Annotated in this window: 25 protein-coding genes; 14 read left to right on the top strand and 11 right to left on the bottom strand. The window is 60.6% G+C overall.

Annotation, left to right across the window (positions count from 1 at the left end):
- Positions 1–17 precede the first annotated feature (17 nt).
- The 3 genes from CKW07_RS16065 (at position 18) to CKW07_RS16055 (ending at position 3,774) form a co-directional block, all read left to right on the top strand.
- Entirely contained in the window at positions 18–317 is a 300-nt protein-coding gene (locus CKW07_RS16065; RefSeq protein ID WP_095145833.1) for a hypothetical protein, read from the top strand.
- Between the two features lie 178 nt (positions 318–495).
- Positions 496–741 (top strand): TIGR02647 family protein, encoded by a 246-nt coding sequence (locus CKW07_RS16060; protein WP_095145831.1) that lies wholly within the window; start codon positions 496–498, stop codon positions 739–741.
- Positions 742–924: 183 nt separating this feature from the next.
- Positions 925–3,774, top strand: coding sequence for a class I adenylate cyclase (locus tag CKW07_RS16055; protein WP_095145830.1), 2,850 nt, complete (start codon positions 925–927; stop codon positions 3,772–3,774).
- Positions 3,775–3,781: 7 nt separating this feature from the next.
- On the opposite strand, the gene rnk is transcribed toward CKW07_RS16055, so the two are convergent.
- The 3 genes from rnk to cyaY form a co-directional block, all read right to left on the bottom strand.
- Complete coding sequence (rnk, locus tag CKW07_RS16050; RefSeq protein ID WP_095081924.1) at positions 3,782–4,192, bottom strand: nucleoside diphosphate kinase regulator; 411 nt, start codon at positions 4,190–4,192, stop codon at positions 3,782–3,784.
- Positions 4,193–4,343: 151 nt separating this feature from the next.
- Positions 4,344–4,562, bottom strand: a complete 219-nt coding sequence (locus CKW07_RS16045) for a DUF1289 domain-containing protein (protein ID WP_095145828.1) — start codon at positions 4,560–4,562, stop codon at positions 4,344–4,346.
- Positions 4,563–4,566: 4 nt separating this feature from the next.
- Positions 4,567–4,899, bottom strand: a complete 333-nt coding sequence (cyaY, locus tag CKW07_RS16040; RefSeq protein WP_095081928.1) for an iron donor protein CyaY — start codon at positions 4,897–4,899, stop codon at positions 4,567–4,569.
- 240 nt (positions 4,900–5,139) lie between these two features.
- Between cyaY and CKW07_RS16035 the strand changes: the two genes are divergently transcribed.
- From CKW07_RS16035 to CKW07_RS16010, 6 genes are read left to right on the top strand one after another with little or no spacing between them, the layout of a single operon-like run.
- Positions 5,140–5,328 carry a lipoprotein gene (locus CKW07_RS16035; RefSeq protein ID WP_095145827.1) on the top strand — a complete coding sequence of 63 codons (189 nt, stop codon included), beginning with the start codon at positions 5,140–5,142 and terminating at the stop codon, positions 5,326–5,328.
- Positions 5,329–5,337: 9 nt separating this feature from the next.
- On the top strand, positions 5,338–6,585 hold the full coding sequence (lysA, locus tag CKW07_RS16030; protein ID WP_095145825.1) for a diaminopimelate decarboxylase: 1,248 nt from the start codon (positions 5,338–5,340) through the stop codon (positions 6,583–6,585).
- A gap of 4 nt (positions 6,586–6,589) precedes the next feature.
- Positions 6,590–7,420, top strand: coding sequence for a diaminopimelate epimerase (gene dapF / locus CKW07_RS16025; protein WP_095145823.1), 831 nt, complete (start codon positions 6,590–6,592; stop codon positions 7,418–7,420).
- A gap of 13 nt (positions 7,421–7,433) precedes the next feature.
- Positions 7,434–8,153: a DUF484 family protein gene (locus CKW07_RS16020; RefSeq protein WP_095145821.1), complete on the top strand. Its 720-nt coding sequence runs from the start codon at positions 7,434–7,436 to the stop codon at positions 8,151–8,153.
- A gap of 2 nt (positions 8,154–8,155) precedes the next feature.
- On the top strand, positions 8,156–9,055 hold the full coding sequence (xerC, locus tag CKW07_RS16015; RefSeq protein WP_095145819.1) for a tyrosine recombinase XerC: 900 nt from the start codon (positions 8,156–8,158) through the stop codon (positions 9,053–9,055).
- A complete protein-coding gene (locus CKW07_RS16010) occupies positions 9,052–9,762 on the top strand; it encodes an HAD family hydrolase (RefSeq protein ID WP_095145817.1) in 711 nt (236 codons plus the stop codon). The genes xerC and CKW07_RS16010 overlap by 4 nt, the downstream gene beginning before the upstream one ends.
- Before the next feature lie 234 nt (positions 9,763–9,996).
- Here CKW07_RS16010 and CKW07_RS16005 read toward each other — a convergent pair whose 3' ends face one another.
- The 5 genes from CKW07_RS16005 to glnK all read right to left on the bottom strand — a co-directional run bounded on the left by CKW07_RS16005 (position 9,997) and on the right by glnK (position 14,106).
- Positions 9,997–11,037, bottom strand: a complete 1,041-nt coding sequence (locus CKW07_RS16005) for an RHS repeat-associated core domain-containing protein (RefSeq protein ID WP_095145815.1) — start codon at positions 11,035–11,037, stop codon at positions 9,997–9,999.
- Between the two features lie 291 nt (positions 11,038–11,328).
- Positions 11,329–11,655: a transcriptional regulator SutA gene (gene sutA, locus CKW07_RS16000; protein WP_095145814.1), complete on the bottom strand. Its 327-nt coding sequence runs from the start codon at positions 11,653–11,655 to the stop codon at positions 11,329–11,331.
- A 102-nt stretch (positions 11,656–11,757) separates the two neighbouring features.
- On the bottom strand, positions 11,758–12,183 hold the full coding sequence (locus tag CKW07_RS15995) for a secondary thiamine-phosphate synthase enzyme YjbQ (RefSeq protein WP_095145812.1): 426 nt from the start codon (positions 12,181–12,183) through the stop codon (positions 11,758–11,760).
- Between the two features lie 212 nt (positions 12,184–12,395).
- On the bottom strand, positions 12,396–13,733 hold the full coding sequence (locus CKW07_RS15990; RefSeq protein ID WP_095145810.1) for an ammonium transporter: 1,338 nt from the start codon (positions 13,731–13,733) through the stop codon (positions 12,396–12,398).
- A gap of 34 nt (positions 13,734–13,767) precedes the next feature.
- Positions 13,768–14,106: a P-II family nitrogen regulator gene (glnK, locus tag CKW07_RS15985; protein WP_002555808.1), complete on the bottom strand. Its 339-nt coding sequence runs from the start codon at positions 14,104–14,106 to the stop codon at positions 13,768–13,770.
- 415 nt (positions 14,107–14,521) lie between these two features.
- On the opposite strand from glnK, the gene CKW07_RS15980 reads away from it, so the two are divergent.
- The gene (locus CKW07_RS15980; RefSeq protein ID WP_095081948.1) at positions 14,522–14,782 is read left to right on the top strand and encodes an accessory factor UbiK family protein; all 261 of its coding nucleotides are present in this window, start codon (positions 14,522–14,524) and stop codon (positions 14,780–14,782) included.
- A 244-nt stretch (positions 14,783–15,026) separates the two neighbouring features.
- Positions 15,027–16,520, top strand: coding sequence for a YifB family Mg chelatase-like AAA ATPase (locus CKW07_RS15975; protein ID WP_095145808.1), 1,494 nt, complete (start codon positions 15,027–15,029; stop codon positions 16,518–16,520).
- A 13-nt stretch (positions 16,521–16,533) separates the two neighbouring features.
- Here the strand turns inward: CKW07_RS15975 and CKW07_RS15970 are convergent, their stop codons facing one another.
- Positions 16,534–17,454, bottom strand: a complete 921-nt coding sequence (locus CKW07_RS15970) for a LysR substrate-binding domain-containing protein (protein ID WP_095145806.1) — start codon at positions 17,452–17,454, stop codon at positions 16,534–16,536.
- A 158-nt stretch (positions 17,455–17,612) separates the two neighbouring features.
- Between CKW07_RS15970 and CKW07_RS15965 the strand changes: the two genes are divergently transcribed.
- Complete coding sequence (locus CKW07_RS15965) at positions 17,613–19,010, top strand: NorM family multidrug efflux MATE transporter (RefSeq protein WP_095146164.1); 1,398 nt, start codon at positions 17,613–17,615, stop codon at positions 19,008–19,010.
- 60 nt (positions 19,011–19,070) lie between these two features.
- On the opposite strand, the gene CKW07_RS15960 is transcribed toward CKW07_RS15965, so the two are convergent.
- Positions 19,071–20,744 carry a bifunctional diguanylate cyclase/phosphodiesterase gene (locus CKW07_RS15960; RefSeq protein WP_095145805.1) on the bottom strand — a complete coding sequence of 558 codons (1,674 nt, stop codon included), beginning with the start codon at positions 20,742–20,744 and terminating at the stop codon, positions 19,071–19,073.
- A gap of 265 nt (positions 20,745–21,009) precedes the next feature.
- On the opposite strand from CKW07_RS15960, the gene rep reads away from it, so the two are divergent.
- The gene (rep, locus tag CKW07_RS15955) at positions 21,010–23,019 is read left to right on the top strand and encodes a DNA helicase Rep (RefSeq protein ID WP_095145803.1); all 2,010 of its coding nucleotides are present in this window, start codon (positions 21,010–21,012) and stop codon (positions 23,017–23,019) included.
- Between the two features lie 211 nt (positions 23,020–23,230).
- On the top strand, positions 23,231–23,803 hold the full coding sequence (locus CKW07_RS15950) for a xanthine phosphoribosyltransferase (protein WP_095081958.1): 573 nt from the start codon (positions 23,231–23,233) through the stop codon (positions 23,801–23,803).
- Between the two features lie 94 nt (positions 23,804–23,897).
- On the opposite strand, the gene CKW07_RS15945 is transcribed toward CKW07_RS15950, so the two are convergent.
- Positions 23,898–25,820, bottom strand: a complete 1,923-nt coding sequence (locus CKW07_RS15945; RefSeq protein WP_095145802.1) for an acetyl-CoA hydrolase/transferase C-terminal domain-containing protein — start codon at positions 25,818–25,820, stop codon at positions 23,898–23,900.
- Positions 25,821–26,035 lie beyond the last annotated feature (215 nt).

Below are 26,035 nucleotides of genomic sequence, written 5' to 3'. Positions count from 1 at the left end.
TCCTACAGGAGCCTGCCATGAGCGAGCCAACCCCCGGCACCCACGACAACGACGACAACGACGAAGAAGCGTTCGCCGAAACCACCCTGATCGAAGCGATCGAAAACCAGATCGAGAGCGACAACCCGCCAGCGGCCAAGGCGACCTTCAACAAGTTGACCCTGGTGGGTTACGAGCGTGAAGAAATCCTCAACCTGATGGCCCACGTGCTGGCCGTTGAAATCGACGCAATCCTCGAAGAAGACCGCGCGTTCGACACACAATGGTATGAAGCCGCACTGCGCGCCCTGCCCGAGTTGCCGCCAGAAAAGAAGTAAGCAACCCCTTTTACGGGCGAGCTGCAACGGGAAGGGGGCTCTCTCCCCTCCCCACAGGGTTTTACATCGCCAATCCTGCCCGGGACCAAAAAGCCTGCTGCGAGCACTGGACATGCCGGCCGAGTGCGTTCACCTTAGGGACGCTATCGTCCCAATTCCTAGAAAGTCTGGAGTCCCTATGTCGCTTACCCCTGAGTTGGTTGCCGAACTGGAAATCCTTGCACTCTTCAACCTGGACAGTTCCCAGGAAGGTTTGAAAATTCATCAGACCGCAGCCCCGAAAGCCATTGCCGCGGCACAACGCCTGTTCGAAAAAGAACTGATCGACCAACCCGATGGCGGTTACCTGACCAGCCTGGGTCGTGATGCCGCGCAGCACGTGCAAAGCCTGCTGACCATCCTGTCCGTCGAAGAAACCGCATAACCCCCTCTGTATCGCCCACGGAAACCCCTCTACGGGATTTCCGCGGGCAAGCTGTCGCCCGTCGATAGTAATTTGACGCCAGAAACCAACAATCAGCTTAAAAGTCATGGGCGCGAGGCTGTAAACTGGCCCTCGACCTGAGACTTCCCCACGTTCGTTCACTGCGAGCCGGTTTGAGCTGACATGACCCGCACCCATGAAATTCGCCCCGATCTGGACGAGGGAATCGACCGCAAGGTTCTCAGCCAATTACGCGCGCGCTTCCTGAAACTCAATGACGGCCGCCTGGCCCGCGCCATGGAAGGGCTGACGCCGCGCCAGCAAACGGTGCTGACGCTGTTGCCGCTGTTTTTCCACGTCAATCATCCCCTGTTACCCGGCTACGTTTCCGGCAGCACGCCCGCGGGTTTGTCGAATTACGAGCCTGACGCTCCAGTCCTCGCCGAAGCGCAACGCCTGACCCGTTCCTTCTCTTACAAGGCCCGGCACGGCAACCCGCCACGCCCCATTCACGGCCTGTTCCTGATGGGCAGCCTCGGCACACTGGCCCAGGCGGATCAGAGCGACATGGACCTGTGGGTCTGCCACGCCTCGGACCTGAGCGAAAGCGAACTCGCGGAGCTGGGTAAAAAGTGCCAATTACTGGAAGCCTGGGCCGCCAGCCAAGGCGCCGAAGCGCATTTCTTTCTGATCGACCCACAGCGCTTCGTGCGCGGTGAACGGGACAAGCCACTCAGCTCCGAAGACTGTGGCACCACCCAGCACTATCTGTTGCTGGACGAGTTCTACCGCACCGCGATCTGGCTGGCCGGGCGCACGCCCATCTGGTGGCTGGTGCCAGTGTACGAAGAAGCCGGTTACGACCTGTACACCCACACCCTGCTGTCCAAGCGTTTTATCCGTGCCGATGAAGTCCTCGACCTTGGCCATCTGGCGCATATTCCGCCCGGCGAGTTCATCGGTGCCGGCCTCTGGCAGTTGTTCAAAGGCATCGAGTCGCCCTACAAGTCAGTACTCAAATTGCTGCTGACCGAGGTCTACGCCAGCGAACACCCACACGTCGAATGCCTGAGCCTGCGCTTCAAGCAGGCGGTGTTCGCCAATCGCCTGGACCTGGATGAGCTGGACCCGTACATCGTGGTCTATCGCCGAATCGAGGAATACCTCGCGTCCCGCGGCGAGCCGGAGCGCCTTGAGCTGGTCCGGCGTGCCCTGTACCTCAAGGTCAACCGCAAGCTCACCGGCAATAATGGCCAACGCAACAGCAGCTGGCAGCGCCTGTTGCTGGAGAAACTCGCCCACGAATGGGGCTGGGATCACCGACAGCTGGCGATGCTCGACAGTCGCAGCCAATGGAAGGTCCGCCAGGTAGCCGCCGAGCGCCGCGCACTGGTGAACGAACTCAACTACAGCTACCGCTTCCTGACCCAGTTCGCCCGCACCGAACAGAGTGTCAGCCTGATCAACAAACGCGACCTCAATGTCCTGGGCCGCAGGCTGTATGCCGCCTTCGAACGCAAGGCCGACAAGATTGAGTTCATCAACCCGGGCATCGCCCCTGACCTGGCCGAAGACACCCTGACGCTGGTCCAGTCCGCGAACAAAAAAGAGCCCGGACAGACCCATTGGGGCCTGTACAACGGCAACCTGAGCAACCTGGAGTGGGAGCATTTCGCGCCGATCAAACGCTGTCGCGAACTGCTGGAATTGCTGACCTGGTGCCACCGCAATGGCGTGATCGACAGCAGCACCCGCCTGGCGTTGCACCCCGGCAGCAGCGACCTGAGTGAATTCGAACTGTTCAATCTGCTGGGCAGCGTGCAGCAGACCATCACCCTGCCGCTGACCGACGTCAGCGAAGAGCAACTGCTGCGCGCCAGCGTGCCGAGTGAAGTGCTGATCCTGGTGAATGTGGGCATCGACCCGCTCAAGCATCACCGCGACCTGAACATTCTGATGACCACTGAACGCACCGACTCACTGAGCTATGCGGGCGTGCGCGAAAACCTGGTGCTGACCCTCGATCAGGTCACGCTCAACAGCTGGAACGAAGTGTTGGTCAACCGCTACGACGGTGCTCACGCCCTGCTCGACTGCCTGCGAGACTACCTCAACGCCCTGCCCAGCGGCCCTCGGCAACCACAACTGCGGGTGCATTGCTTCTGTCACAACCGCGCGCAGTTCATCGCCCGGCGCGTGGAAGACATCCTCGATACTGCGCAGAATCTGTTACTCAGCCACCTCAATCATCGCTACCTGATCCAGGTCCAGCAGCATTACCACGTGCTGGAACTGGTGCCCGGCCAGGTCCGCCACGTGGCGCTGAACAACCTGTCGACGCTGCTGGATTACCTGGGCAAGGAGCGGACCGACTACAGCCCGTTGCACCTTGACCCGATGGCACTGGAAGACCAGGACCTGGCACTGATCCTGCCCATGGGTCAGCCCGGCTGCATTCAGGTGTTCTACCGCACCCTCGACACCGACGCCGAACTCTACGTGCTGGATGAGTTCAACGCCCTGTGGCAACAGCGCCAGCCCTATCACGATGAGCAAAGCCTGTTGGTGCCACTGCAACGCTTCCTGCAGTCGATCCTGTATCGCCGTGAGGCGTTACTGCCCATGGACACCGCGCAACCGATGGCCCCGCTGGAGGTGGTGTACTGCCAACTGTTGCCATCAGGCAGCGGACGGGCACGCCGGGTCGAACCACGGCCAGCGCCCCGGACACCCGTGGACAAAGCCTTCTATGATGTCCAGGCGATCATCGGCAAAGCCGCTCCCGGGAAGGTGCAGGTCACTCTGTATTGCAATCAGCGGGAGTTCAGCGAACTGGAACACGGCGACCAACTCTATGCCGTGGTGGCGCAGGAGATTGTCGGGCAACGCCGAGAGACCCAACGCTATCGTTGCTACATCACCGACCTGGACCTGTTGGGTGTACTCGGCGATGACCAGGGCTCAAGCAATCTTTACCTGCGCTACAAGGCAGACCTGGAGCGCGCTTTGAACAAGGCGCTCGGACAGGCCTGAGGAAACGTCAGACCGGGAAATCACCGCCATTGGCCGGCTGCGACTCGACTTCCAGCAGGGTCAGCTTCAGGGTCTTGCCACCCGGTGCCGGCCAGTCGATGTGCTGCCCCACCCGCAGGCCCAACAGGGCGCTGCCGACCGGTGCAAGAATGGAAATCCGGCCTTCGTCGGCATTGGCATCCTTGGGATAAACCAGGGTCAGGTGATAGTCCTTGCCACTGCTTTCTTCACGGCAATGAACGCGCGAGTTCATGGTCACGACATCGGCAGGCACTTCATCGTGACCGACCAGGGTGTCGGCGCGATCCAGTTCGGTTTGCAGCGCGATAACGCCCGGCAACGAATCGTCCAGGGTCTCGATCAACCGCTCCAGACGTTGCACGTCAAGGCGGGTAAGGATGATGGAAGGTGCGGTCATGATTCAGGCAGACTCCTTTCTTCTGCACAAAAAAGCAAAACCCCGCCAAAAATAGACGGGGTTTTCACGCGCCTCGATGGGTTGAGGCGTAACCGGACACTATCACAGCTCAAAAAATATACAAGCCATGGACACCAGGCCCAATGCCTGGTCAGAGTGAGGATTTGCGCCGAGCCGCCTCAGCACAAATCACCCGGCGGCGCTCGTCGTCGGCTGAACGCCACTCGCGAATGTCTTCGACATGACGAAAACAGCCCAGGCAAACCTTGTGCTCATCCAGCCGGCAAACGCCGGAGCACGGCGACGGCACCGCCCCGCTGACGTTGCTGTACAGCGGCTTGGGTGGGCGAACGGGGACGGGCTGGGTCACGGAATCACAGGCCTTCGAAATCGAGCTTGGTGCCGGCTTGCTCCCAGACGATGCGCTCAAGCATTTCACCCAGCTGCTCTTCAGACTTGTCGCACATCCAGCGCTCGCTTTCTTCGTCGTAGTCGAAGTGGAAGCCACCGGAGACTGCCGCCAGCCACAGCTGACGCAAGGGTTCCTGACGACTGAAAATCAACTGGCTGCCGCCTTCGAACTTGACGGTGAGTACACCGGCCGAGCTTTCCAGATCTACATCCAGGCCACTCTCGTCGAAAACATCCTCCAGCGTCTGCTGGGTAGCATCGACCAGATCGTGGAAACGGGCTTCAGTCAAACTCATTGCGGCAACCTCAAAAAGTGTCTACTTACGCTCAAGCGCCGCAAGATACGGGCGCGCCCGGGTGATTGCAAAGGATACCGACCAAGCGCCGAACGCAATGAGGGGAAAACCCGGGCACCACCTGCCAATAGATTAGACGCCTCTGGCAAAGCCCCGCCGGACGGGTGGCCCGTCGCATAGGCAAGCTGCCGGGTGGCCGGTATACTCCGGCGCAATTAACGCATTTTCAAGGATTTCGCCATGAAGCGCCTGATCTCTTCCCTTGCTGCGCTCGCTTCGCTCGTCGCTTTTACCTGCTTGTTATCGGCCTGTGGTCAAAAAGGTCCGCTGTATCTGCCCGATGACAGCCAGTCCCCTGAAGAGCAGGCGAAGTCGTCGCAGTCCAAAGCGCACCAGCACGACACCACGAACAGCACCAGCACCTACTAAGGGAACATCATGGACGCTTTTAACTACCGTGACGGGGAGCTGTTCGCGGAAGGTGTTGCCTTGTCCGCCATCGCCGAGCGTTTTGGCACGCCTACCTACGTTTACTCCCGCGCGCACATCGAAGCCCAGTACCTGGCCTACGCCGATGCGCTGGCGGGCACGCAGCACCTGGTCTGCTTCGCGGTCAAGGCCAACTCCAACCTGGGTGTACTGAATGTCCTGGCGCGCCTGGGCGCCGGTTTCGACATCGTCTCCCGTGGAGAGCTGGAGCGCGTGCTGGCCGCAGGCGGTTCGGCGGACAAGATTGTGTTCTCCGGCGTCGGCAAGACCCGCGACGACATGCGTCGCGCCCTGGAAGTCGGCGTGCACTGCTTCAACGTCGAATCCACCGACGAACTGGAGCGCCTGCAAGTAGTCGCCGCCGAACTGGGTGTTCGCGCACCGGTTTCGCTGCGCGTGAATCCGGATGTCGATGCCGGTACCCACCCGTACATTTCCACCGGTTTGAAAGAGAACAAGTTCGGCATCGCCATCGCTGATGCCGAAGACGTCTACGTGCGCGCCGCGCAACTGCCGAACCTGGAAGTGATCGGCGTCGATTGCCACATCGGCTCGCAGCTGACCACCCTGCCGCCATTCATTGATGCCCTCGACCGCCTGCTGGCGCTGGTCGATCGCCTGAGCGATTGCGGTATCTACCTGCGCCACATCGACCTCGGTGGTGGCCTGGGCGTGCGTTATCGCGACGAAGAGCCGCCTTTGGCTGCCGACTACATCAAGGCCGTACGCGAGCGTCTCGACGGTCGCGACCTGGCATTGGTGTTCGAGCCGGGCCGCTTCATTGTCGCCAACGCTGGCGTACTGCTGACCCAGGTCGAGTACCTCAAGCACACCGAACACAAAGACTTCGCCATTGTCGACGCGGCCATGAACGACCTGATCCGCCCGGCCCTGTACCAGGCCTGGATGGACGTCACCGCCGTGCGCCCTCGCGAGACGGCGGCCCGTGCCTACGACATCGTCGGCCCGATCTGCGAAACCGGCGATTTCCTGGCCAAGGACCGTCAGCTGGCGCTTGAAGAAGGCGACCTGCTGGCCGTGCATTCGGCCGGTGCCTACGGGTTTGTCATGAGCTCCAACTACAACACGCGCGGCCGTTGCGCCGAAGTGCTGGTAGATGGCGACCAGGCAGTTGAAGTGCGTCGCCGCGAGACGGTAGCCGAGTTGTTTGCTGGCGAAAGCCTGCTGCCGGAGTAATCCCATGCTGCTGCGTTTTACCAAGATGCACGGCCTGGGCAATGACTTCATGGTCCTCGACCTGGTCAGCCAGCACGCGCACATCCTGCCCAAGCACGCCAAGCAATGGGGCGACCGGCACACGGGTGTCGGTTTCGACCAGCTGCTGATCGTCGAGGCACCGAGCAACCCGGACGTGGACTTCCGTTACAGGATCTTCAATTCCGATGGCTCGGAAGTCGAGCAATGCGGCAACGGCGCGCGCTGCTTCGCGCGCTTTGTGCTGGACAAGCGCCTGACGGCCAAACGGCAGATTCGTGTCGAGACCAAGAGCGGCATCATCGAACTCGATATCCGCAACGACGGTCAGATCAGCGTCAACATGGGCGCCCCGCGCCTGGTGCCGGCCGAGATCCCGTTCCAGGCCGACGCGCAAGCGACAAGCTACAAGGTCGAGGTCGACGGCCAGACCGTCGAACTGGCCGCCGTTTCCATGGGCAACCCCCATGCCGTATTGCGCGTGAACGACATCAACAACGCGCCGGTGCATGAGCTGGGACCGAAAATCGAACATCACCCGCGCTTCCCGGCCCGGGTCAACGTCGGCTTTCTCCAGGTCATCGACCGCAACCGGGCGCAATTGCGCGTCTGGGAACGCGGTGCCGGGGAAACCCAGGCCTGCGGTACCGGTGCCTGTGCGGCAGCAGTGGCCGCGATCAGCCAGGGGTGGATGGATTCGCCGCTATTGATCGACCTGCCCGGCGGGCGCTTGTCCATTGAGTGGGCAGGCCTGGGCCAACCGGTGATGATGACCGGTCCGGCAGTACGCGTATATGAAGGACAAGTGCGTCTTTGAGTGAGCCAAATCCATGACTGATCAGCCTCAGGTTCCAGCCCCACAGCCCGACGAATCCCCTTCCGAAAGCCTGGAGGCGGCGGCGATTGCCGCGTACCTGGAGGCTCATCCGGATTTCTTCGTCGAACACGATGACCTGCTTTCGGTCTTGCGCATTCCGCACCAGCGCGGCGATACCGTCTCGCTGGTCGAGCGGCAACTGAAGATCCTGCGCGAACGCAACATCGAGATGCGCCACCGCCTCTCGCAATTGATGGATGTCGCCCGCGACAACGATCGACTGTTCGACAAGACCCGCCGCCTGATCCTTGCCCTGATGGACGCCAGTAGCCTGGATGACGTGGTCATCAGCGTCGAAGACAGTCTGCGCCAGGACTTCCAGGTACCCTTTGTCAGCCTGATCCTGTTCAGCGAAGAGCCGTTGCCGGTTGGGCGCTCGGTGACCGCGGCCGAGGCCCAGAAAGCCATCGGCGGCCTGCTCTCGGAAGACAAAAGCGTCAGTGGCAGCCTGCGTGAGCACGAACTGGACTTCCTGTTTGGCGAAGAGCAACGCAAGCAAATCGGCTCTACCGCCGTGGTTACCCTCAGCGGCGTGCAGGGCGTGCTGGCCATCGCCAGCCGTGATCCGCAGCACTACAAGAGCTCGGTGGGTACGCTGTTCCTCGGCTACATCGCTGAAGTCATGGGTCGCGTGCTGCCACGGGTCAACACCACCCTGCGCTCGGTACGCTGATCATGGAACGACAACTGGACGCCTACTGCGAGCACCTGCGCAGTGAGCGTCAGGTGTCGCCCCATACCCTTGAAGCCTATCGCCGCGACCTGAACAAGGTCCTGGCGCACTGCAACAAACAAGGCATCGGCGATTGGGCCAGCCTGGACATCCAGCGCCTGCGACACCTGATCGCGCGCCTGCACTCGCAAGGTCAGTCATCGCGCAGCCTGGCTCGCCTGCTCTCGGCGGTACGCGGCCTCTACCAGTACCTGATCCGCGAAGGCCTGTGCGACCACGACCCGGCCAACGGCCTGGCGCCCCCCAAGGGTGAACGCCGACTGCCGAAGACCCTCGACACCGACCGCACCCTGCAACTGCTCGATGGCGCCGTTGAAGACGACTTCATGGCCCGCCGCGATCAAGCCATCCTGGAGCTGCTCTACTCCTCCGGCTTGCGCCTGTCGGAGCTGACCGGACTCAATCTCGATCAGCTGGATCTGGCGGATGGCCTGGTGCAAGTGCTCGGCAAGGGCAGCAAGACCCGGGTACTGCCCATCGGCAGGAAGGCCCGCGAAGCCCTGGCGCTATGGCTGCCGCTGCGCGAACTGGCCAACCCGGTAGACGATGCGGTGTTCGTCAGCCAGAAAGGCCGGCGTATTGGCGCTCGGGCGGTCCAGGCTCGGGTCAAGGCCGCCGGCGAGCGCGAGCTGGGACAAAACCTGCACCCGCATATGCTGCGACACTCCTTCGCCAGCCATTTGCTGGAATCTTCCCAGGACCTGCGCGCCGTGCAGGAGCTGCTCGGTCACTCGGACATCAAGACCACGCAGATCTACACCCACCTGGACTTCCAGCACCTGGCCTCGGTCTACGACAGCGCCCATCCACGGGCCAAACGCATCAAAGGCGATGAGCAATGACCCTCCAACTGATCACCTTCGACCTCGACGACACCCTGTGGGACACCGCCCCGGTCATCGTCAGCGCGGAAGCCGTACTGCGCCAATGGCTGACAGAGCATGCCCCCAGCCTGGGCGCCTTGCCGGTGGACCACTTGTGGGCCATTCGCGAGCGCGTGCTGAGCAGCGAACCCCAGCTCAAGCATCGCATCAGCGCCCTGCGCCGACGGGTACTGTTCCACGCCCTGGAGGAAGCCGGCTACACCCACGAACGAGCCATTGAGATGGCTGATCAAGGCTTCGAGGTGTTCCTGCAGGCGCGGCATCAGCTGAAGATTTTTCCCGAGGTGCAACCAACGCTGGAGATCCTGGCCAACCACTATGCCTTGGGGGTCGTCACCAACGGCAACGCCGACGTACGCCGGTTGGGGCTGGCGGACTATTTCAAGTTTGCCTTGTGCGCCGAGGACATCGGCATCGCCAAGCCCGATGCACGGCTGTTCCACGAAGCCCTGAAACGGGGAGGTGCAACCGCTGCAACCGCCGTGCATATCGGCGACCACCCGGGTGATGACATTGCCGGTGCGCAGCAGGCGGGGTTGAGGGCGATCTGGTTCAACCCGGCAGGCAAGCCCTGGGAGGCCAGCCAGGCGCCGGATGCCGAGATTCGTTGCCTGACCGAATTGCCGGCGTTGTTGGCACGCTGGAACATCCGGCAACAGCCCTGAAAGTGCTGCCCTCCTAATGAAATGGCTACCCCCGCTGCCCCCTGTGAAAGCTTAGGGGGCGATCACAGGGGCGGCGAGGGTAGCCACTTCATTAAAAGATCTCGGGTGAATACAGGGTTCGTGTTCACCATAGATCAAATGTTGGAGCAAGCCTGCTTGCTATGAGGCGGGTACAGCCAGAGCTAATGGGCGTCCCCTTTTGTTTGCTTTGGTTCACCTTTGTTTCAGGTGTTTTCAGTTACCAAAACGAATGGTTTCCGCATTGGTAGATGGATAGCTAGGAGCGAAAGTTCGTTGAAAGACTGAACCATAATTCTCCGAATAACTTAAAGAATCATTAAATGAGACTATGTGGTTTTTTGGCGGAGCAAAAAAATCAGTATGTAAAGCTCTTCTATGCAACTGCGGTCTCTGTTGGCCAGTACTAATTTTGGCGGGATTATAGCGAGGCTGAGTTGAAGAAGGCACTGTAAGTGAAACATTATTTGAAGATGAAAAATTCCTTGGCGTTGAATTATACGTTGAAATTGAATCACGCGTCGGCATTGAATTACGCGATCGTGCTGAAGAGCTAGAAGAGATCATCATGTCCACTCCCCCTCCTACTGTTAGGAATGTACCGAAACCGACCAGCGCAAGGCCAGCAACAAAAGATAGCACTGAGGGGTCTTCTTTAGACAATAGTACGGAGCCTCCAGCTATACTGCCAACCCCCCCCAAAACTAAAATAAGCCCCATAAACGAATGCCCATTTGGATCCGCTCTATTAATCGGATCCCCGCCACAATACGCATACGCATTTACCCCACCCTCCCCAAACGGACTCCAACTGTCCGGGCTGTTAAACCGCATCAACACCGGATTGAACTGCCGATACCCATTGCCCAAATGATAATTCCCGGTCACCGGGTCCGGCCGTTCGCCGTTAAACCCCAGCAAACTGAGCAAGCCATTCTCAATCGGACGATGACCGTAGGGCGAGTAGGCGAGAGGATGGGACTGGTTTGCGTCGAGTACATTCAATACCGAACGTTGTTGATCAGTCGCCAGCAGCGTGGCGGACACCTTGCCGTTCTCGCGCTGCTGCTGCGCCAACAGTTGGTTGTCGTGCTGCACGATGCTGCATTGCACACCGCCTTGTGTTTCGGTAGCCAGGCGGGTTTTGCAGTAATAGCGCTGGATGGCAGATTGTTCAAAGGGGGTGCTATCGACCAAGCGATCAAGCGGATCGTAGTGGTAGCGAGCCAAGAGGGTTTCGCGAGTGGAGGTAGGCATTGACTGAGCTCCGTGCAAGGTCGAAAAAGCCGAGTCTTCAGCATCTATCCTTTTTCAGTCTTTGCCTACTATCAGAACTGCTAGTGTCCTGTCTGGTTAATTCGTTTATCTATTAAAATTATTTGAGCGCCTGTTTCCGGCTATTTTTGATTAACGAACTAACCGCCAGTGAGACTAGTCGTTCGAGCCAAAACAGCAAGAAACTTAATCGTGACTGTGTCAGGGCCTTTGTTTCACCCATGAAAAAGCCCGCAGCGACGGCGGGCTTTTTCAGCAAGCACAGGCAAGCCCTTAGATAGGACGGCTGCCGTACTTGTTATCGGGCTTCTTTGGTGGATCAGCCACCACGTTGGCCTCTACTTCCTGAACCTTGCCACCTTTGGCCAGGAACTCTTCCATCGCGCGCGCCAGGGCATCACGCTCTTTGTTCTTGGCTTCAACGCTCGGCAGTTCGTCTACCGACACAGCAGCCTTGGCCTTGCCCTTGGCTGCCGGGACCGGAGTGTCATCACCGCCATCGTCGTCAGCAACGTCTTCGGCTGCTGCTTCAAGGCCTTCTTCGGTCTCGTCTTCGTCGCCTACTTCGAGGTCGTCGTTTTCCAGATCATCGTCGCTCATGTTCTACCTCATGACTTGCGAAAAGCAGATTAGTTATAGCCCAGCTTCGTCGTCTGTCGACGACTGCCAGAAAAAATTCAACACCCGCTGGTAACCAGCGGTTTATGCCCCTTCACCGTGCACGGTGGCGAGGACTTTGCGAGCACCGCCTTGATCACGGTGCTCGCCCAGATAAACACCTTGCCAGCTACCTAACGCCAACCGGCCCGCCGTGATCGGCAAACTCAACTGACAGCCTAGCAAACTGGCCTTGAAGTGCGCCGGGAGGTCGTCCAGGCCTTCGTCGTTATGCTCATAGCCGGCTGCGCCTTGTGGGATCAGCCGGTTGAAAAACCGTTCGAAGTCACGACGTACCGCCGGATCGGCGTTCTCGTTGATGGTCAACGACGCCGAGGTATGCTGCAGCCACAAATGCAACAGACCCACCCGACATGCCCTGAGTTCAGGCAGGCCGGCGAGCAACTCGTCCGTTACCAGATGAAAGCCCCGAGGCCTTGCCCGCAGGGTAATCAGAGTCTGTTGCCACATACAGTTCTCCGCACGTTCGGGGCGCATTCTAGCGCGCTCTGGGAAAAAACAAAGACCCTAATATTCCTGCAATGCTGTAAGCCATCGACCCTACAAAATCGTTCGGCGCAAAGGCTAAAAAACACGCCTGAAAAAACCTTTCAGCCCGCTTCTCACGGTCAAACGCCAGGCAAAAAAAAGCCCGGCAAGCCGGGCGATTTCTTTGCGCTGGCTTACAAGTTGTAGCCACGCTCGTTGTGTTGTGCCAGATCGAGGCCAACGGCTTCTTCCTCTTCGGTAATCCGCAGCCCCATGACCGCATCCAGCACCTTGAGAATGATGAAGGTCGCGATGGCGGTGTAGATCACCGTGAAGCCCACGCCTTTGCACTGAATCCAGACTTGTGCGGCGATGTCGGTCACGGTGCCGAAGCCACCCAGCGAAGGGGCTGCGAATACGCCGGTAAGAATGGCGCCGAGGATACCGCCGATACCGTGCACGCCAAAGGCGTCGAGGGAGTCGTCATAACCCATTTTGCGTTTCAGGGTCGTGGCGCAGAAGAAGCACACCACGCCGGCTGCAAGACCGATCACCAGGGCACCCATCGGGCCCACGGTGCCAGCAGCGGGTGTAATGGCCACCAGGCCTGCGACGACACCCGAGGCGATACCCAGAGCGCTGGGTTTGCCGTGGGTCAGCCATTCAGCCAGCATCCAGCCCAGGGCTGCAGCGGCAGTCGCGATCTGAGTGACCAGCATCGCCATGCCGGCGGTGCCGTTGGCCGCCAGGGCGGAGCCGGCGTTGAAGCCGAACCAGCCCACCCACAGCATCGCAGCGCCCATCAGGGTGTAGCCCAGGTTGTGCGGAGCCATGGGGGTGGTCGGGAAACCTTTGCGCTTACCCAGTACCAGGCACGCCACCAGACCGGCAATACCGGCGTTGATGTGCACCACGGTGCCGCCCGCGAAATCCAGCACGCCCCAGTCCCACATCAGGCCGCCGTTGCCCGACCAGACCATGTGGGCAATCGGTGCATAGACCAGGGTGAACCACACGCCCATGAAGATCAGCATGGCGGAGAACTTCATCCGCTCGGCAAAGGCGCCGACGATCAGCGCAGGAGTGATGATGGCGAACGTCATCTGGAAGGTGATGAACACCGCCTCAGGGAACAGTGCCGCCGGCCCTGTCACGCTCGCTGGCGTGACACCGGCGAGGAACGCCTTGCCCATGCCGCCGACGAACGAGTTGAGATTGACGACGCCCTGCTCCATGCCGGTGGTGTCGAACGCAATGCTGTAGCCATAAATGACCCACAGGATGCTGATCAGACCGGTAATGGCGAAGCACTGCATCATCACGGAAAGAATGTTTTTGGAGCGCACCATGCCGCCGTAGAACAACGCGAGGCCTGGAATGGTCATGAAAAGCACAAGGGCAGTAGCGGTCAACATCCAGGCGGTGTCGCCGGCGTTGAGGACCGGGGCCGCCACTTCGTCTGCCGCCATGACCAGGCTGGGCATTACGAAGGACAACAGGGCTCCTAGCCCTGCGATTTTACGCAGAGTCATATTGTTTTCTCCTGGGGCGTTGGGGTTTGGCGGCTTAGATTGCGTCGGTATCGGTTTCGCCGGTACGGATGCGAATAGCCTGTTCCAGATTGACCACGAAGATCTTGCCGTCACCAATCTTGCCAGTGTTGGCCGCCTTGGTTATCGCCTCGATAACCCGATCAAGATCCTTGTCGTCGATGGCGACATCGATCTTCACCTTGGGCAGGAAATCGACCACGTACTCCGCGCCACGATACAGCTCGGTGTGACCCTTCTGCCGACCGAAGCCTTTGACCTCAGTGACGGTAATGCCCTGCACGCCGATCTCGGACAACGACTCGCGCACGTCATCCAGTTTGAACGGCTTGATGATGGCAGTGACTAGCTTCATGAAAACTCTCTCCCGAATTGGTGGACTTGCCCCAGGAAAACAAACCCGTCTCAAGTCTAAGCGCAGTGCCTGGCTTTGTAACGCACCGTCGGCCCTACCTGCCCGACTGACGCCAGTTAACCGCTCCTGACGAAACTCCCCGCTCCGCCTGCCGCACTGCATTCGTCACAGCGACTGCATCAGTGCATGGGTTACTCAAGTCTTAGCAGAAAGCTTGCCATCTCCTGAAAAGTCACTGATTTCAATCCCTTGCCCGCGACCGCGAGCGCTTGCCCTGATTTCCCCTCATCGATACGCACGAAAACAGTGCGCCGACGGGCGGCCATGTGCGCGAAAACCGTGCGACCCGGTGCGCACAAATGACCATAGACGCTGCGTGATACACTGCCAGCCATCAGTTTTAAGGACCCTTACCATGCTCGCGCCCAAAGACCTCCTCGACGCCCTGAGCGGCCACGCCTCCCGCCTGTTCAGCGGCGAAACCCCGCTGCCGAAAAGCGAAATCGAAAGCCAGTTCAAAGCCCTGCTGCAAAGCGGCTTCAGCAAACTGGACCTGGTGAGCCGGGAAGAGTTCGACAGCCAGATGGTCGTCCTGGCGCGCACCCGGGCGCGGCTGGAGAGCCTTGAGGCAAAAGTGGCGGAACTGGAAGCGAAGCTCAACCCGCCCGCCGAATGACCCCCTTACAGTAGGGGTAGCCGCTCGATGCTCGAGCGCTCGCGCTGGGCGTCAACGATTACGCGTGCTTTCTGAATAAACGCGACGCTCTTGCGTTCATCACGAGCGCGCTCGCGCCTACAAATGCCCCCCGTCTGCAACATTCTGCGAACGTTTGCCCGCCCTTGCGCGGCGCTAAAACACCTCTACGCAACTACCCTTGAACTACCGCAGGAAGCGGCCTTCTCTCGCTCAAGGAATGACCATGTCTCTGTCTATCGTCCACAGTCGCGCCCAGGTGGGCGTCGAGGCGCCTGCCGTTACCGTCGAAGTCCACCTGGCCAACGGCTTGCCGTCGCTGACGATGGTCGGTTTGCCTGAAGCGGCGGTGAAGGAAAGCAAGGACCGGGTGCGCAGTGCGATCATCAATTCAGGGCTGCAGTTTCCGGCGCGGCGCATCACGCTGAACCTCGCCCCCGCTGATTTGCCGAAGGATGGCGGGCGGTTCGACCTGGCAATTGCCTTGGGAATCCTGTCGGCCAGCGTGCAAGTACCGACGTTGACCCTCGATGATGTGGAGTGCCTGGGAGAGCTGGCACTTTCCGGTGAGGTGCGGGCAGTTCGCGGAGTACTGCCGGCGGCCCTCGCGGCGCGCCAGGCCGGACGCGCGCTGGTGGTGCCGTGGGCGAATGCCGAGGAGGCTTGCCTGGCCTCCGGATTGAAGGTGATTGCGGTGAATCACCTACTGGAAGCGGTCGCGCATTTCAATGGTCACACGCCCGTCGAACCCTATACCTCCGATGGTTTGCTCCATGCCAGCAAGCCCTATCCCGATCTGAATGAAGTACAGGGCCAGATTGCGGCCAAGCGGGCGCTGCTGATTGCTGCCGCGGGGGCGCACAACCTGCTGTTCAGCGGGCCACCGGGCACGGGAAAAACCTTGTTGGCGAGTCGTTTGCCTGGGCTGTTGCCCCCCCTGACAGAGAGCGAAGCACTGGAAGTGGCGGCGATTCAATCGGTCGCCAGCTGCGTGCCATTGAGTCATTGGCCGCAACGGCCCTTCAGACAACCCCATCACTCTGCTTCAGGCCCGGCGCTGGTCGGCGGCGGTTCGAAACCACAGCCCGGCGAAATCACCCTGGCCCATCACGGCGTGCTGTTCCTCGATGAGCTTCCAGAATTCGACCGCAAGGTATTGGAGGTGTTGCGCGAACCGCTGGAATCCGGCCACATTGTGATCTCGCGTGCCCGGGATCGCGTGCGTTTCCCGGCCCGCTTCCAGTTAGTGGCGGCCATGAACCCCTGCCCCTGTGGCTACCTGGGCGACCCCAGTGGCCGCTGCTCCTGCACGCCGGACATGGTCCAGCGCTACCGCAACAAACTCTCCGGCCCCCTGCTTGATCGTATCGACCTGCACCTGACCGTCGCTCGCGAAGCCACCGCGCTCAATCCCGCCGCCCAACCCGGCGACAACACCGCCAGCGCCGCCGAGCGTGTCGCCCACGCCCGGGAGCGCCAGCACAAGCGCCAGGGTTGCGCGAACGCCTTTCTCGATCTGCCCGGCCTGCGTCAGCACTGCAGACTATCCAAGGCTGACGAACACTGGCTGGAAAGCGCCTGCGAACGGCTGACCCTGTCCCTCAGGGCGGCCCATCGCTTGCTCAAGGTCTCGCGCACCCTGGCGGACCTTGAACAGGTGGAACACATCCAGCGCGACCACTTGGCCGAGGCGCTGCAATATCGACCTTCGAGCCAGTGAACGGTGCGTCGGTTCAGTCCAGGCGCTGGACGTCCGGCAGTTCCATGGCCTGTACCTCACCCTGCAGGAAGTCACTCAGACGACGCAAACGCTCGCCTCCCGGACGGGTTTTCGGCCAGACCAGATAGTAATTCAGGCCGCTGGCAACGGCGGTCGGCCACGGCAGGCTCAAGCGCCCTTGAGCCACGTCTTCGGCCACCATCAGCAAGTCACCCATCGATACGCCATACCCACGGGCGGCGGCAATCATCCCCAGCTCCAGGGTGTCGAACACCTGCCCGCCCTTGAGCGACACCTGCTCGGACAGGCCCATGCGCTCCAGCCAACTGCGCCAGTCGCGACGATCCGGGGTCGGGTGGAGCAATTCGGTGCTGGCCAGGCGCTCGACGTCCCAGGGCTGATCGTTCAACAGATTCGGCGCGCCCACCGGGATCAACAATTCCGGGAACAGATAACTGGCTTCCCAATCCGGCGGAAAATGCCCATTGCTCAGCAACACCGCACAGTCGAAAGGTTCGTGATTGAAGTCCACCGAGTCGACATCCATCCAGGCGCTGGTCAACTGCACCTCATTACCCGGCTGTAGATGCCGAAAGCGACTCAGGCGCGCCAGCAGCCAGCGCATGGTCAGGGTCGAAGGGGCTTTCATGCGCAAGATGTCGTCTTCGGCGCGCAAGGTATTGCAGGCCCGCTCCAATGCACCAAAACCTTCGCGTATCCCCGGCAACAGCAAGCGCGCAGCCTCGGTCAATTGCAGATGACGTCCGCTGCGTTGAAACAACCGGCAGGCAAAGTGATCTTCCAGCGTGCGTATATGTCGGCTGACGGCACTTTGGGTGATCGACAATTCTTCGGCGGCGCGGGTGAACGAGCTGTGTCGCGCGGCGGCTTCGAATGCGCGAAGGGCATACAGCGGTGGAAGACGACGAGACATCGATAGAGCTCCTGCAGCGCAATGGGCCAACCCTAGCAGAATCTCTCAAGCATGAGTTTTAATCATGCCAGCGATCGTTTTTATCCCTTTGTGCAAACACCTGGAAGCGCCGAGAATCAGCCGCTCCCACATTTTCTGACGAAACGAGCGTGATGATCATGCAGCATCCAGCAAGGACCGAACTCTGGGCTATCCTGCGGCTGGCGGGGCCGTTGATCGCCTCGCAGTTGGCACACATGCTGATGATCCTCACCGACACCCTGATGATGGCCAGGCTCAGCCCGGAGGCGTTGGCCGGTGGCGGCCTGGGCGCGGCGACCTATTCGTTCGTGTCGATTTTCTGCATCGGTGTGATCGCCGCGGTCGGTACCCTGGTGGCGATCCGTCAGGGCGCCGGCGACATCGAGGGCGCTGCACGGCTGACCCAGGCCGGACTCTGGCTCGCGTGGTTGATGGCGCTGGTGGCAGGCGTGCTGCTGTGGAACCTCAAGCCGGTATTGCTGCTGTTCGGGCAGACGGAAACCAACGTACACATGGCCGGGCAGTTCCTGCTACTTCTGCCGTTCGCCCTGCCCGGCTACCTGAGCTTCATGGCACTGCGCGGGTTCACCAGCGCGATCGGCCGGGCCACGCCAGTGATGGTCATCAGCGTGGCCGGCACCGTGGCCAACTTCCTGCTCAACTACGCGCTGATCACCGGCATGTTCGGCCTACCGAAAATGGGCCTGATGGGCATCGGCCTGGTCACGGCCATCGTTGCCAACTGCATGGCGCTGGGCCTGGCCTGGCATATCCGTCGGCACCCGGCATATGACGCATACCCGTTGCGCAAGGGCCTGTCACGCCCCAATCGCCAATATCTGCGAGAGCTATGGCGACTGGGCCTGCCTATCGGCGGCACCTACGCGGTAGAAGTCGGGTTGTTTGCGTTCGCCGCGTTGTGCATGGGCACCATGGGCAGCACGCAATTGGGCGCGCATCAGATCGCCCTGCAAATCGTCTCGGTGGCGTTCATGGTGCCGGCCGGGCTGTCTTATGCGATCACGATGCGCATCGGCCAACACTACGGTGCCGGGCAATTGCTCGATGCGCGCCTGGCTGGGCGGGTCGGGATCGGATTTGGTGCGTTGGCGATGCTCGGCTTTGCCATGGTGTTCTGGCTGCTGCCCAACCAGTTGGTCGGGCTGTTTCTGGACCATGACGACCCGGCGTTCGCCGAGGTGATCGCCCTCGCGGTGAGCCTGTTGGCCGTCGCGGCCTGGTTCGAGCTGTTCGATGGTGTACAGACTATCGCCATGGGTTGCATACGCGGCCTGAAAGACGCCAAGACCACCTTCCTGGTGGGCCTGGGTTGCTACTGGCTGATCGGTGCACCCGCCGCCTGGTGGATGGCCTTCCACCTCGACTGGGGGCCGACGGGCGTCTGGTGGGGGCTTGCCTCGGGGCTGGCCTGTGCGGCGGTGAGCCTGACGCTGGCGTTTGAGTGGAAAATGAAGCGGATGATTCGCCTGGAGCCAACGCCAGAGCAGAATTTCCGGAACGTCCAGACAGACTGAGATCTCAGTGGGAGCGAGCAGTCGGAACGCCGCCCGGCTCTCTCCCACATTGGCTCGTGGTCAGCCCACCACGTCCATGATCGCCTGCTGGCTGCAGCCGAAGGTCAGGTACTCCACCAGCTCCGCCAACGGCAGCGGCTTGCTGATCAGGTAACCCTGCACCTGGTCGCAACCAAACCCCTGCAACAATTCCAACTGTTCCGGGGTTTCAACACCCTCGGCGACCACTTCCAGATGGAGGTTGTGCGCCAGGTTGATCATGGCGTGGACCAGCTTGCGATTCTCTTCGCGCTGTTCCATGCCGCCGACAAAGCTCTTGTCGATCTTCAGCAAGGTAATCGGCAGGCTGTTGAGGTGCACGAACGATGAGAACCCGGTGCCGAAGTCATCCAGGGAAAAGCGCACACCCAGCCGTCCCAGCGCGTCCATGGTCTGCTTGACCAGGTCACTGCGGCGCATCACCGCGGTCTCGGTCAGTTCGAACTCCAGCCACTGCGCTTCGACGCCGCGCTCGGCGATCAGCCGGCTCAAGGTCGACAGCAACTGACTGTCCTGGAACTGGCGAAACGACAGATTCACCGCCATGTGCAACGCTGGCAAGCCGCGTTCACGCAGCGCCTGCATGTCACGCAGGGCCCGGGAAATGACCCAGTACCCCAATGGCACGATCAAGCCACTCTGCTCGGCCAACGGCACGAACTCGCTCGGCGGCAACAAGCCGCGCTCGGCATGCCGCCAGCGCACCAGGGCTTCGAGGCCGACAATCTGCCCGTCATCCAGGTTCAATCGCGGCTGGTAGTGCAACTCCAGCTCATCGCGACGCAAGGCGCGGCGCAATTCGCTTTCCAGGTCAGCCATGCTGCGGGCGTTGCGGTTGATACGTTCGTTGAAGATATGAAAGGTACAGCCCTGGGTACTCTTGGCCTGCTGCATCGCAATGTGTGCGTGCCACATCAGTGGGTCGGCACCGGCCTGGGCCCGGGCATGGGCAATCCCCAGGCTGGAGCCGATCAACAGGCTTTCACCGTCCACCCAGTAGGGCTCGGACAAGGCTTCGGTAATGCGCTCGGCCATCCATTCGGCGCGTTGTGGCGCGCGACGGGTGTCGATGAGCAAGGCAAATTCATCGCTGCCCAGGCGCGCCAGTTGATCGCCAGCCTCAAGCTGGCTCTTGAGCCGCGAGACCACCTGCAGGATCAACCGGTCACCGGCCTGATGGCCAAGGGCATCGTTGGCATGACGAAAATTATCGAGGTCCAGGTGCCCCAACGCCAGGCCACGGCCTTCGTTTTCCGCCAGGCGTGCCGCCAGCAGGGTCTGAAACCCCTGGCGGTTGGCGATACCGGTCAGCGGGTCCTGCTCGGCAAGACGCTGCAGGGTGCTTTCCAGCACCCCGCGCTCACGCACGTGGCGCAAGCAGCGACGCAAGGTATCGGCATCCAGGACATCGCGCACCAGCCAGTCACTGACACCAACCGGTGGCGGGGACGGTTCATGTTCAAGCAACAATACCGTCGGCAGGCTGCACCGGCCCGGCTCCGGTTGCAGAGATGGAACCGTCAGCAGCACCGCGCTGTGGCTTTCGGTGAATAGGCTGCTCACCGACTCCCAGGTCGGTGCACTGATCAGCACAGCCGAGCTCCCCATGGGAACCAGACACTCGCGCAACAACGCTGCCCACGCTGGCTCTGGTGCCAGTAGCAGCAAACGCAAGGGTTCGACAGGCGTAGACAAGCTAGCTCCCTAGACTCTGCAAAAGATGTTGGCGGCGGGCATTATGACGCGCAGATAATCAGGAGCAAATGGTATTGATTATCAAACACTGTGTTGTACCGCTCTAAATCGAACATTAGACGCAAATTCAGCACGCATCCTGCGCGAAAGTAACAAAACCGGCAAATTTAGATCGCGTGGTACGTCACAAGTCGGAGAGAGGCGGCAGAATCCGTGCATCCTGTTAAAATGCCCGCCCTTTTCGTAATCGACCCCTTTTTCCGTCATGTCCCGACTCAATCCCCGGCAGCAAGAAGCCGTGAGCTACGTCGGCGGCCCTCTTTTGGTGCTCGCCGGTGCAGGCTCCGGCAAGACCAGCGTGATCACCCGCAAAATTGCCCACCTGATCCAGAGCTGCGGCATTCGTGCGCAGTACATCGTCGCCATGACCTTTACCAACAAGGCCGCGCGCGAGATGAAGGAACGGGTCGGCACGTTGCTCAAGGGTGGCGAAGGGCGCGGCCTGACGGTCTGCACCTTCCACAACCTGGGACTGAACATCATCCGCAAGGAGCATGTGCGCCTGGGCTACAAGCCCGGTTTCTCGATTTTCGACGAGACCGACGTCAAAGCCCTGATGACCGACATCATGCAGAAGGAATACTCGGGCGACGACGGCGTCGACGAGATCAAGAACATGATCGGCGCCTGGAAGAACGACCTGATCCTGCCGCCCGAGGCGCTGGAAAACGCCCGCAATCCCAAGGAACAAACCGCCGCCATCGTCTACACCCACTACCAGCGCACGCTCAAGGCGTTCAACGCGGTGGACTTCGACGACCTGATCCTGCTGCCGGTCAAGCTGTTCCAGGAACACGCCGACATCCTCGATAAGTGGCAGAACAAAGTCCGCTACCTGCTGGTGGACGAATACCAGGACACCAACGCCAGCCAGTATTTGCTGGTGAAACTGCTGATCGGCACGCGCAACCAGTTCACCGTGGTCGGTGACGACGACCAGTCGATCTACGCCTGGCGTGGCGCCCGCCCGGAAAACCTGATGCTGCTCAAGGACGACTACCCGTCCTTGAAAGTGGTGATGCTGGAGCAGAACTACCGCTCCACCAGCCGCATCCTGCGCTGCGCCAACGTGCTGATCTCGAACAACCCCCACGAGTTTGAAAAGCAACTGTGGAGCGAGATGGGCCATGGTGACGAAATCCGCGTCATCCGCTGCCGCAACGAAGACGCCGAAGCCGAGCGCGTGGCCGTGGAAATCCTCAGCCTGCACTTGCGCACCGACCGCCCGTACAGCGATTTCGCAATCCTCTATCGCGGCAACTACCAGGCCAAGCTGATCGAATTGAAGCTGCAACACCACCAGGTGCCCTATCGCCTGTCGGGCGGCAACAGCTTCTTCGGGCGCCAGGAAGTCAAAGACCTGATGGCCTACTTCCGTCTGATCGTGAACCCGGATGACGACAACGCTTTCCTGCGGGTGATCAACGTCCCGCGCCGGGAAATCGGCTCGACCACCCTGGAAAAGCTCGGCAACTACGCCACCGAACGCAAGGTCTCGATGTACGCCGCCACCGACGAAATCGGCCTGGGCGAACACCTGGACAGCCGCTTCACCGACCGCCTGGCGCGCTTCAAGCGCTTCATGGACAAGGTGCGCGAGCAGTGCGCCGGCGAAGACCCGATCTCGGCCCTGCGCAGCATGGTCATGGACATCGACTATGAAAACTGGCTGCGCACCAACAGCTCCAGCGACAAGGCTGCCGACTACCGCATGGGTAACGTCTGGTTCCTGATCGAGGCGTTGAAAAATACCCTGGAGAAAGATGAAGACGGTGAAATGACCGTCGAAGACGCGATCGGCAAATTGGTGCTGCGCGACATGCTCGAGCGTCAGCAGGAAGAGGAAGACGGCGCCGAGGGCGTGCAGATGATGACCCTGCATGCCTCCAAGGGCCTGGAATTCCCCTACGTGTTCATCATGGGCATGGAAGAGGAAATCCTTCCCCACCGCTCCAGCATCGAAGCCGACACCATCGAGGAAGAACGCCGCCTGGCCTATGTCGGGATCACCCGCGCGCGCCAGACCCTGGCCTTTACCTTTGCCGCCAAGCGCAAGCAGTACGGCGAGATCATCGACTGCTCCCCGAGCCGTTTTCTCGATGAGCTGCCGCCGGACGACCTGGCCTGGGAAGGCAATGACGATACCCCGACCGAAGTGAAAGCCGTGCGTGGCAATAGCGCATTGGCGGATATACGCGCGATGTTAAAGCGCTAGAATTGACTACTTTTTTAACTGAACATAGGCATGGCCAGGCGCTGTGAAAACGTAGCGAGCGAAGGTAAGACAAGGCAAAAACAGGCGAGGAACGGTTGGAGTCGCACTCGACTTTACTGGCTGTAAATGAGCATTCCGAGCCTGTTTTTAACGCAGGATTACCGAGCGCAGTAGTTTTCACAGTGCCTGGAGCGCCATCAGAGGAAGCTTCATGGAAGCACTGCACAAGAAAATTCGCGAAGAAGGCATCGTGCTTTCCGACCAGGTCCTGAAAGTCGACGCCTTTCTGAACCACCAGATCGACCCGGCCCTGATGAAGCTGATCGGCGACGAATTCGCTGCGCTGTTCAAGGACTCGGGCATCACCAAGATCGTTACCATCGAAGCCTCGGGCATTGCCCCGGCGATCATGACCGGCCTGAACCTGGGCGTTCCGGTGATCTTCGCCCGCAAGCACCAGTCCCTGACCCTGACTGAAAACCTGCTGTCGGCGACCGTGTACTCGTTCACCAAGCAGACCGAAAGCACCGTGGCGATCTCCCCGCGCCACCTGACCAGCAGCGACCGCGTGCTGATCATCGACGACTTCCTGGCCAACGGTAAGGCCTCGCAAGCGTTGATCTCGATCATCAAGCAGGCCGGCGCCACCGTGGCAGGCCTGGGGATCGTGATCGAGAAGTCGTTCCAGGGCGGCCGCGCCGAACTGGACTCGCAAGGCTACCGCGTCGAATCCCTGGCCCGGGTCAAATCCCTGGCGGGCGGCGTCGTGACTTTTATCGAATAAGGGCAGCTGCAAGCCCTGAGCGTCAAGCCGCAAGTACAAAGCAGCACCTGTGGGAGCGAGCAGGCTCACTCCCACAGGTGTTTTGTGTTGGCGGTTACTGCACAGTAGCCTTCAGCCCCGCCAGCAACAATCGCTGATACAAATCCTCCTTCAGCCCCTCAGGCTTGGCCAGTTGCATCCGCGCAAGGTGAGCCGGATACTGCGACGGCTCCGGTGCGTCCAGCGCAGCCTTGCCCAACTCGAGTATCTCGGTCAGCTTGAACTTGCTCTTGAGCCAGTTCAGCGCCCGCAACAAGTCCCGCTCCTCGCTTGTGAAATCACTGCCCAGCGGATACTCCGGAAACAATCGCGGGTGTCGCGCTGCAATCACCTGCAGGCGCTGCGGGGTGTTGTCGGTGAAGCGCGGCTCAAGGCTGAAATCCTTTGGCAGCTTGCCGACCTTCTGCGCCTGCTCGATCAGGCCCAGCTGGAAGCGCGAGTCGCTGATATTCAACAGCGCCTCGATCACCTTGGCATCGGTTTTACCCCGCAGGTCGGCGATGCCGTACTCGGTGATCACGATATCGCGCAAATGCCGCGGGATGGTGCAGTGGCCGTATTCCCAGACAATATTGGAGCTGACCTCGCCAGCCGCCTCGCGCCAGCTGCGCAGGATCAGAATCGAGCGCGCCCCCTCCAGTGCATGGCCCTGGGCAACAAAGTTGTACTGCCCGCCCACGCCACTCAACACCCGCCCATCCTCCAGTTGATCGGCCACTCCAGCCCCCATCAGCGTTACGGTGAAGGCACTGTTGATGAAGCGCGCATCCACACGCTGCAAGCGCTTGAGCGCCTCGTGACCATACAACTCGTTGATGTAACTGATGGCGGTCATGTTGAACTCGGTGAGTTTGCTGTGGGGCAAATCACGCAGCCGCTGATAGAAACTGCGCGGCCCGAGGAAGAAACCACCGTGCACCGAGACGCCGCCCTGCTGTGACGATTCGTCGAGGGTGCCGGCGTTGGCTTGCTGTTGCAGGGCGACGCTCGGATAAACCTTGCGCCGTACGATCCCGGCGTCGGACAACGCGAGCAGGCCGTTGACGAACATCTCGCTGCAACCGTAAAGCCCCTTGGCAAACGGCTCCACACCGCCTTCACGACTGATCAGCGGCGCCCAGTAGTGGACATCGAGGTCCGTCAGCAGCGCGCGATAACCGTCGTTGTCTGCCTGGCGCGCCAACAACGCAGCCGTCAGGGCATCCCCCATGGAACCGATGCCGATCTGCAGGGTGCCTCCGTCGCGCACCAGGGTGCTGGCGTGCAGGCCAATGCAGTGATCCTGCAAGCCCACTGGCATGTTCGGCGTGGAGAACAGCGTACTGCCCTCCACTTCGTCGAGCAACAGGTCAAACGCCTCGCGCCCCAATTCCGAGTCGCCGGGCATGTACGGCAGATCGCTGTGCACCTGGCCCACCAGCAAGATGGTTTCTCCTGCGGCCCGGCGCCTGGCGATCATCGGCAGCAGATCAAGGGTGATGTCCGGGTTGCAGCTCAGGCTCAGACGAGCCGGCTGCCGCGGATCATGCGCCACCAGTTGCGCCACCAAGTTCAAGCCCGCCGCATTGATGTCCCGGGCGGCATGGCTGTAGTTGCTGCTGACATAGTCTTGCTGCGCCGGCGCACTGTGCAACAAGCTGCCGGGCTGCAAGAAAAACTGCTCGATGTGAATGTTGGGTGGCAGCGAGTCGCGATGCAGGTCGGCGAGGTAATCCAGCTCGGGATAATCGCCAAACACTCGCTCAACGAAAGGTTCCAGGAAACGCCGCTGCAACCCGTCGCCCAATGACGGGCGCCCCAGGCTCAATGCGGTATAGACCGTCAGCTGCCGTTCGGGCAGTTGGGCAATGCGTTGATAAAGCGCATTGACGAAGCGGTTGGGCTTGCCCAGCCCCAGAGGCAGGCCGAGGTGAATGTGCGCAGGCAACCGCGCGAGCACATCATCGACTGCCTGTTCGATTGAAACGGACAGCACCATCAGAGCCTCCCGACCTATCCATGAGTTGAGATCGTTCGAGCTTGCCGGGTCTGGCCCGCGATGACCAGCCTCCTGATCAAATCGCGGGCACAAAAATCTATGGTCACCCCCATTTTTGCAATACTGATAAACGGGTGAAGTGGTTGGCTTGCATAAATCTATCCGGCGTCTGTTTGGGGCATGCCCCAGCGCCACGATGAGAGTCGCGCCTGACG

It is taken from the genome of Pseudomonas sp. Irchel s3b6 (genome assembly GCF_900187415.1).
GTDB lineage: Bacteria > Pseudomonadota > Gammaproteobacteria > Pseudomonadales > Pseudomonadaceae > Aquipseudomonas.
Note: the sequence above shows the minus strand (reverse complement) of the source record. Positions and strands in the feature narration are given on the sequence as shown.

Excerpts from the sequence above, each read along its gene's own strand:
- CKW07_RS16065 (WP_095145833.1), top strand. The coding sequence starts at position 18 with ATGAGCGAGCCAACCCCCGGCACCCACGACAACGACGACAACGACGAA.
- CKW07_RS16060 (WP_095145831.1), top strand. The coding sequence starts at position 496 with ATGTCGCTTACCCCTGAGTTGGTTGCCGAACTGGAAATCCTTGCACTC.
- CKW07_RS16055 (WP_095145830.1), top strand. The coding sequence starts at position 925 with ATGACCCGCACCCATGAAATTCGCCCCGATCTGGACGAGGGAATCGAC.
- rnk (WP_095081924.1), bottom strand. The coding sequence starts at position 4,192 with ATGACCGCACCTTCCATCATCCTTACCCGCCTTGACGTGCAACGTCTG.
- cyaY (WP_095081928.1), bottom strand. The coding sequence starts at position 4,899 with ATGAGTTTGACTGAAGCCCGTTTCCACGATCTGGTCGATGCTACCCAG.
- CKW07_RS16035 (WP_095145827.1), top strand. The coding sequence starts at position 5,140 with ATGAAGCGCCTGATCTCTTCCCTTGCTGCGCTCGCTTCGCTCGTCGCT.
- lysA (WP_095145825.1), top strand. The coding sequence starts at position 5,338 with ATGGACGCTTTTAACTACCGTGACGGGGAGCTGTTCGCGGAAGGTGTT.
- dapF (WP_095145823.1), top strand. The coding sequence starts at position 6,590 with ATGCTGCTGCGTTTTACCAAGATGCACGGCCTGGGCAATGACTTCATG.
- CKW07_RS16020 (WP_095145821.1), top strand. The coding sequence starts at position 7,434 with ATGACTGATCAGCCTCAGGTTCCAGCCCCACAGCCCGACGAATCCCCT.
- xerC (WP_095145819.1), top strand. The coding sequence starts at position 8,156 with ATGGAACGACAACTGGACGCCTACTGCGAGCACCTGCGCAGTGAGCGT.
- CKW07_RS16010 (WP_095145817.1), top strand. The coding sequence starts at position 9,052 with ATGACCCTCCAACTGATCACCTTCGACCTCGACGACACCCTGTGGGAC.
- CKW07_RS16005 (WP_095145815.1), bottom strand. The coding sequence starts at position 11,037 with ATGCCTACCTCCACTCGCGAAACCCTCTTGGCTCGCTACCACTACGAT.
- sutA (WP_095145814.1), bottom strand. The coding sequence starts at position 11,655 with ATGAGCGACGATGATCTGGAAAACGACGACCTCGAAGTAGGCGACGAA.
- CKW07_RS15995 (WP_095145812.1), bottom strand. The coding sequence starts at position 12,183 with ATGTGGCAACAGACTCTGATTACCCTGCGGGCAAGGCCTCGGGGCTTT.
- CKW07_RS15990 (WP_095145810.1), bottom strand. The coding sequence starts at position 13,733 with ATGACTCTGCGTAAAATCGCAGGGCTAGGAGCCCTGTTGTCCTTCGTA.
- glnK (WP_002555808.1), bottom strand. The coding sequence starts at position 14,106 with ATGAAGCTAGTCACTGCCATCATCAAGCCGTTCAAACTGGATGACGTG.
- CKW07_RS15980 (WP_095081948.1), top strand. The coding sequence starts at position 14,522 with ATGCTCGCGCCCAAAGACCTCCTCGACGCCCTGAGCGGCCACGCCTCC.
- CKW07_RS15975 (WP_095145808.1), top strand. The coding sequence starts at position 15,027 with ATGTCTCTGTCTATCGTCCACAGTCGCGCCCAGGTGGGCGTCGAGGCG.
- CKW07_RS15970 (WP_095145806.1), bottom strand. The coding sequence starts at position 17,454 with ATGTCTCGTCGTCTTCCACCGCTGTATGCCCTTCGCGCATTCGAAGCC.
- CKW07_RS15965 (WP_095146164.1), top strand. The coding sequence starts at position 17,613 with ATGCAGCATCCAGCAAGGACCGAACTCTGGGCTATCCTGCGGCTGGCG.
- rep (WP_095145803.1), top strand. The coding sequence starts at position 21,010 with ATGTCCCGACTCAATCCCCGGCAGCAAGAAGCCGTGAGCTACGTCGGC.
- CKW07_RS15950 (WP_095081958.1), top strand. The coding sequence starts at position 23,231 with ATGGAAGCACTGCACAAGAAAATTCGCGAAGAAGGCATCGTGCTTTCC.
- CKW07_RS15945 (WP_095145802.1), bottom strand. The coding sequence starts at position 25,820 with ATGGTGCTGTCCGTTTCAATCGAACAGGCAGTCGATGATGTGCTCGCG.